The sequence below is a fragment of the Halobiforma nitratireducens JCM 10879 genome (assembly GCF_000337895.1).
In the GTDB taxonomy this organism is placed as follows: domain Archaea; phylum Halobacteriota; class Halobacteria; order Halobacteriales; family Natrialbaceae; genus Natronobacterium; species Natronobacterium nitratireducens.
Genome location: NZ_AOMA01000149.1, coordinates 1 through 3,583, shown reverse-complemented (window position 1 = coordinate 3,583; position 3,583 = coordinate 1). Strand labels below are relative to the sequence as shown.

The 3,583-nt window shown below is 54.0% G+C and carries 3 protein-coding genes; 1 reads left to right on the top strand and 2 read right to left on the bottom strand.

Features of this window, described 5'->3' with window-relative positions:
- Both C446_RS19660 and C446_RS14610 read right to left on the bottom strand, forming a co-directional pair.
- A partial coding sequence (locus C446_RS19660; protein ID WP_152419451.1) for a hypothetical protein occupies positions 1–235 on the bottom strand: 235 nt, incomplete at its 3' end.
- A 282-nt stretch (positions 236–517) separates the two neighbouring features.
- Positions 518–1,531: a tyrosine-type recombinase/integrase gene (locus C446_RS14610; RefSeq protein ID WP_006673901.1), complete on the bottom strand. Its 1,014-nt coding sequence runs from the start codon at positions 1,529–1,531 to the stop codon at positions 518–520.
- 636 nt (positions 1,532–2,167) lie between these two features.
- Here C446_RS14610 and C446_RS14605 point away from each other — a divergent pair.
- Positions 2,168–2,896 carry an SDR family NAD(P)-dependent oxidoreductase gene (locus C446_RS14605; protein WP_006673900.1) on the top strand — a complete coding sequence of 243 codons (729 nt, stop codon included), beginning with the start codon at positions 2,168–2,170 and terminating at the stop codon, positions 2,894–2,896.
- The last annotated feature ends 687 nt before the right edge of the window (positions 2,897–3,583 follow it).

The window sequence follows — 3,583 nt, the reverse complement described above, 5'->3', positions numbered from 1 at the left end:
CGGCGTCCAATTCCCTACAAGTCTCACGAAGAACAGTGGAGTGAACGCCTGAGAGGAGGATTAGATGACCTCGCAACGGAGCAATCCAATTAGAGGTGAAGTATCCAACACCGCGTTTGTATTCGACAGAGCGAGATAGGAGCGGTTCGTAGAACTCGTCGACGAAGTCTGTTTTTGAGGTGTTGAGTACGCGCGGGAAGTCGAGATCGTTGAAAGTCGCGCTGTCAGAGGCCATCGATACTAACAAATACGTTATTGGTATTGTAATAAGAGTGTTATTGACACCGACTGATCTGAGATGATATCCCTCCCGAGAAGTAGCACAACAACCTAGGGAGGACAAATCGGTGGAGGATTTCTCGATACAGACTAATTTCTGGGGGTTGACGCTTGACAGATTTGGTATCACTAACTGCTGTGATTCTTTTGCACTTCCGAGATCTCTCACTCCCTCCCACCCTTTCTGAGAAGCGGCGTTAAAATTCTCTTGCGGGTTTTCGGAGGTTTTTCTGGCCAATTAATTTTCGGGAAGGTAGCGTCGTCGCTGCCGAAGTTTCTCTCGTTCTGATCGCTGGTCATAGTGGCGGTCAAGAACCGCCTCGCTTGCGTCCATTCGATCGCTCACGACGTTCTCGGGAACGTCAGATTTCAGAAAGTGAGTGATCGCGCCACGTCGGACGGGGTGTGGGCTCAACGAGGAAGGGCACGCATGTGAACGCTCAGTAGGTACCGCATCACACTCATCAAGTTCTCTGTCATGGGGGCAGCTATCGGCGTACACGCACGGACGCGTGTACTGGTAGACGATCGTCCGGCCACGGGTTCGGCTCAACCGATCAATTTTCGTCGCAAACAGTGGCTCGCGTTCGTACTGATCACGGACTCCGGGGTGGTTAACCGAGAGCCAGTCATCAAGAACCTCACAGACTGTCTCACTCAGTGCGACGAGCCGTTCGCTCTTCCGCCCATTTTTGAGTGAGGTCCCTTCCTCAGGCCGATGTACAAGAGTAAGATACTGCTCCTCGGAGCTGTAGTCCTCCCTATCGAGCCCGATCGCTGCGCCGATTCGGAGCCCCGTGTGCCAGAGGACCTCCATCAGCGCGTGTTCTAACCGCGCGTATCGATATTGATTGAGAAAGTCTAAGATTTGTCGAGCACGATCTGGATTCAGTAATTCGGTGCGAGCATCGGCTTCGGTCGTAGTCGGGAGGATGATCTTCTCATCGAGACCTGGTTCTACCGCATCAATCGTCGCACAGAAGCGGAGGAACATTCTCAGGGTAGCCAGCTGTCCCTTCATGCTAGCAGTTGCGAGTTCGTCCTCGTTCCTCCGTTTGACGCGGAACCGGTGGATGTCTCGCCCGCTAAAGCCGTTGAGATTGCCGATACCGTCTTCTTCACACCACTGGACGAACTGCTTGAGCCGATACCGGTGAGACTGGATCGTCGCGTCCGCGAGTTCGTGGCTCCGTTCGTCGAGGTACATCTGCATCGCCTCTCCTGGTGTGAGTGGTTCGAGGTTGTCTGTCATGGTCTCTCACTGAAGGCCGATGTCGAGCGCTTTCTAAACGCGCTTCTGAGCGCTTCTCACGTCTACTAACAGCTGGCTGAGAGTCCCGAAGATTCTGGACGTTCCCCGTCAGGGCCCATCGAACGACTACCTGGCCAGTGGCCGAAAGTCGGCCGTCTACCTGCTTTCTGGATACCCGACGTACCGATTCCATCCGATCCAATCCGACGTTTCGTTCCGAACCGAATCAGCGACTGGTTTCAGGTCGCCACCTGCATGCGAATTTGGAGCCGAAACAGGGTGGTCGACGTGACGGTCGCCACCTTGGCGGTCGGCTGGCACCGACTCGACCTGCCGCATTGCGACAGCCGTATCACCGACGGATTGATGCACACTTCTGGAAAGATGGGAATTGTACTCCGATCCGACTGTCACTCTCTTTCAACTGCCACAGACTCTTTCAGTCGGATATCCCACTCTACGATAGTCGGACCCAAGCGAACCGGTTCCGAACGATAGAGATTCGTCGGCCGTAGCGACTGTGTTGTCTCTGTCGTCGATAAGTCCTGCAGGTTCCCACCAACTCGTAATCGGCGAATGATGTATATGTATAATAAATCCGAAGGAAATAAAAAGACTACACGAATACGAGTAAATATGTTAGAGGAGGAAACTGCGATCGTTACTGGCGGGTCGACTGGTATCGGCAAAGCCATCGCAGCGGAACTTGTCGATCAGGGGGCTTCGGTCGTCATCGCGAACAGAACCGAAGAAACGGGCCGAAAAGCTGCTGAAGAATTAGGCTGTTCGTTCGTTCAGTGTGATGTCTCGTCGTACAAATCGGTCGAATCACTGGTCGAACAAACCGTCGACAAGTACGGTGGGTTGGATATTCTCGTGAACAACGCTGGGATCGGATTTACTGGAACGGTCGAAGACACGCCACTCGAGGACTGGCACAAACTCGTGGAGATCAACCTCAATGGAGTCGTCTACGGCACCCGAGCTGCGATGCCGTACCTTCGAGAGTCTTCGGGAGCCGTGCTCAACGTCGCATCGGTCTTCGGACTCGTCGGGGGTCCACGGACGGCTGCGTACGCAACTGCCAAAGGAGCGATTGTCAACTTTACTCGAACGACAGCCGTCGATTACGCCGACGCCGGCGTTCGCGTCAACAGTATCTGTCCCGGCTTCGTCGAGACAGAAATGACTGATTCGAAACTGAACGACGACTCGTTCTACGATTTCGTCCTCAACCAGACACCGATCAACCGCATCGCAGAACCGGAAGAGATCGCCGAACCGGCAGCGTTCCTCGTCTCCGATAAGGCGTCATACATTACTGGCGTCAATCTCCCGATTGACGGGGGGTGGACAACACACTGAGCTGTGGCTCAGTTGGCTTTGTTTTTGTGTTGCTGAGTGGTGGAGTTGAGGTGTTAGTTTGATGCCTTTCTTTGTTTTCAGTATCTGTATGTGATCCAATTCGAATGAAACACTGTCTGCACCCGACACACTGCAATGTGGGCCCAGTTCAGAGAACTGTTCCGAAGCCTTTCGTAGTGCACAGTTTCACGCGGTACTATTGCGTCGAGGTGATGTCCCATCTGCCGCTGATCGTTGCCACTTGATACGGCCGTCTCGAAGCGATCGTCAGTTGCGACTAGACAGTCGTTCTAGGCGATGTACGAATTACTTCAGCGGTCAGCTACCCAACGTCGTTCGGTGCGCTGGGATCGCCGGCTCTTACTTACCTCTACGCGTGTCGAATCCCGGGCGTTGAGAGTTTTACTACCCGCTCCAGCAAGACCGAAGGCGTACAATAGTCGTCTCTGCAGTGACTATTCTGGGGTGGAACCTAACGTCTGCGAGTTGATCATTCACTCTCAGCTACTCCAATCGAACCGGCAGTATCCGTCTCTCCCGGCTGGCGCGAACGTGGAAAATCGTCCCATGGTATCGGGGTTCGATGGGAGACTGGTTCGACGGCCTTATATATGTACCCGGCATTCAATGTGAATGCGAACGACGTGGCGCAGGTCGCCACGTTCCCTCCGGCCTTTGGCACGGGGG